General features: G+C 37.2%; 2 protein-coding genes and 1 pseudogene. 2 read left to right on the forward strand and 1 reads right to left on the reverse strand.

What is annotated here, in order from left to right:
* Positions 1-356 (reverse strand): glycosyltransferase family 39 protein (locus RYP29_RS08655; RefSeq protein ID WP_311533141.1); only part of this gene is annotated, 356 nt, incomplete at its 3' end.
* A 349-nt stretch (positions 357-705) separates the two neighbouring features.
* Here RYP29_RS08655 and RYP29_RS08660 point away from each other — a divergent pair.
* A complete protein-coding gene (locus tag RYP29_RS08660) occupies positions 706-2121 on the forward strand; it encodes an aspartate ammonia-lyase (RefSeq protein WP_311533142.1) in 1416 nt (471 codons plus the stop codon).
* 336 nt (positions 2122-2457) lie between these two features.
* Positions 2458-3191, forward strand: a pseudogene (locus RYP29_RS08665) (DNA-directed RNA polymerase subunit beta); the annotation flags it as partial.

A 3191-nucleotide genomic window follows, 5' to 3' on the forward strand; every position in this document is an offset into this window, starting at 1 on the left:
GACGACTTATCATTGTTTGTAAAAGCTAGGTAAGCATAACCAAATATGGCAAGACTAAAGAAAAATAAAAAGCCATCTGTTATAACCGCATGTGATATATACCAAAATTGTAAGGTGCTCATCAAGAGGATGGCACTGGTTACTGCGACTGGGACGGACTGTTTGATACGGTATACCATGTGATACATGAGTGATACACTGGCCCCTGCAATTAATGTATTGGGGATGCGTGATACAAAATCTGATATACCGAACAATTTATAGCAGATCATAAGTGCCCAATATGTTAATGGTGGTTTATCATACCATACATGGTCGTAAATCATAGGTGAAATCCATGAATTGTGAGTTAACATGGTTATGGCACTTAATACATAGTTAGATTCTACTGGATCGGTAATCGGTATATAGGCATTATAAAAACCATAGCTTATGACTGTAATTAAAAACAGTGCTATGATTCGTGTTCGATGACTTATGTTAATTTTAAACACTCCTTTATGTTAATAGTATATGCTTATATTCTACTATACTTTGCAATGTTCAGATATGCTATGAGAGAAATTATATAGAATATTGTTTTTATGGAATACCTTAAATGACTTTTGTGTATACAAAATACATGTTATAATAAACTCAAAAGAAAGACCATTTTATACAATGTAATTTGAATGATATACACATTCAGTGGAAAGAAGGATAGCAATGAGAAAAGAACATGATTTCCTAGGTGAATTAGAAGTAGCTGATGAGTTATATTATGGTGTACAAACGATTCGTGCGTTAGAAAACTTTCACATTACCGGAAAACATTTAGACCAAGATTTTATTAAAGCTTTAGCAATGGTAAAAAAGGCCTCTGCTTTGGCCAATATGAAAACAGGTCGCCTCAATGTATCTATTGGTAAAGCCATTGTTCAAGCCGCAGATGAAGTCATCGCCGGCGAATTCGCAAATCAATTTCCAGTCGACCCAATTCAAGGTGGTGCAGGTACTTCTGTGAATATGAACATGAATGAAGTATTAGCAAACCGCGCTTGTGAAATTTTGGGTCATCCAAAAGGATCGTATGATATTGTAAGTCCTAATAACCATTGTAATATGGCGCAATCTACCAATGATGCATTTCCAACGGCTATTAAGGTTTGTGCGATTTTGAAATCTAAACCTTTGCTTGAAGCGTTGCAACGCCTTGTGGATGAACTTGAGAAAAAGGCTGTTGAGTATAGCGGAATTTTAAAAATGGGGCGCACTCATTTACAAGATGCGGTGCCTATTACATTAGGCCAAGAAATGGGTGCTTATGCATCAGGTGTTCGCCGTGGTATTAGACGTATTAAATCTGCTGTTGAAGGAGCACATGTTATCAATATGGGGGCTACTGCCGTTGGTACAGGCCTTAATGCAGAACCAAATTACATTCATGATGTAGCATACGAACTTAGCGAAGTCGTAGGCGAGCCATTCTATACTGCAGATAACTTGATTGATGCTACGAACAACACGGATATCTTTGCTGATATCTCTAGTGGTTTGAAGGTTACGGCTCTTGTATTGATTAAAATGGCCAACGATTTCCGTTTGATGGCATCTGGCCCTCGTTGTGGTATCGGGGAATTGAAATTACCTGCTCGTCAACCTGGTTCTTCCATTATGCCTGGTAAGGTGAACCCAGTTATCGCCGAAGTATTGAATCAAGTATGTTATCAAGTTATCGGTAACGATCTTACCATTTCTTTGGCTGTAGAAAATGGTCAATTTGAATTGAACGTAATGGAACCTGTATTGGCTTACAATTTGTTCAATAATCTTTGCTACCTTAAAAATGGTGTTAACACATTCGTTGATAAATTGCTTATCGATCTTGAAGTAGACCGTGAACAATGCGAATACTGGTTGAACCGTTCTGTTGGTATCGTAACTGCATTGTTGCCTCACCTTGGTTATGAAACCGCTTCTGCACTTGCAAAAGAAGCCTACACATCTGGTCGTGCTATTCGCGATATTATCCTAGAAAAAGGTTTATTGACCGAAGATGAAATCAATCATATTCTTTCTCCTAAAGAAATGACACGCCCTGGTATTGCCGGTGCTGATTTGTTGAAACACAAAGGAAATTAATTTTTATTAATGAACTTTGTCATATAATGTGAATAATACGTGAAAATGTGAAAGCTGTCAGCCTTTTGGTTGACAGCTTTCTTATATGATGATAGAATTATAAATTGCAAAAGTAGCATTTTCTACTTTTCCATGTAGAAGCTATAACTTACGTATTAAGGGTTTTCTTCCAAGGTTGTGCTTGGATAATGAACAGAGCAAGGTTATTTTTTAAATAAAAAAGGGCCTTGCTTATTTGGCGTTATTAAAGCAGGAAAACTGAGACCTGTAAGATGTCTTTTCTATGCCGTTATAGAAATATGGTGGACCAGTGTATTTGAAGGAGGGAAAGCACATATGTTCAAACCTGAACAGGTAGGCAAACGGACTCGTTATACATATGCAAAAATTAACGAAGTTATTAAGATGCCGCATTTGTTGGACATTCAGCGTAAATCGTACGAATGGTTCTTGGAGAGCGGTTTACAAAATATTTTCAACGATATTTCTCCGATTAAAGACAATTCAGGTAATTTAGTACTTTCTTTTGAAGGTTTTAGCTTAGGTGAGCCTAAGTATGATATTAATGAGTGCAAAAATCGTGATGCTACATACGCAGCACCACTTCGTGTAAATATCCGTTTAGTTAATAATGATCCTGAAAATATGGACATTAAAGAACAAGAAGTATTTATGGGTGATTTCCCATTGATGACGGATACAGGCACTTTCATTATCAATGGTGCAGAACGTGTTATCGTATCTCAATTAGTACGTTCCCCTGGCGTTTACTATGGTAAAGAAATCGATACCATGGGTAACCGTTTGTATGAATCCACAGTTATCCCAAATCGCGGTGCTTGGATTGAATTAGAAACAGATGCTAGCGAAGTTGTAGCCGTTCGTATCGACCGTAACCGTAAATTACCAGCTACTGTGCTTGTTCGTGCATTAGGTTGGGATACTAATGAAAGTATTCTTGATCTTTTCTGGAACGGTCAAACAGATGAAGATGGTTTACCAGTATATGATGAACGCATTGTTCGTACATTAGAAAAAGATACAACTCAATCTGCTGATGAAGCATTGGT

The organism is uncultured Veillonella sp. (assembly GCF_963534045.1).
Taxonomy (GTDB): Bacteria; Bacillota; Negativicutes; order Veillonellales; family Veillonellaceae; genus Veillonella.

Coding starts and splice junctions, on each gene's coding strand:
- RYP29_RS08660 (WP_311533142.1), top strand. CDS start 706: ATGAGAAAAGAACATGATTTCCTAGGTGAATTAGAAGTAGCTGATGAG.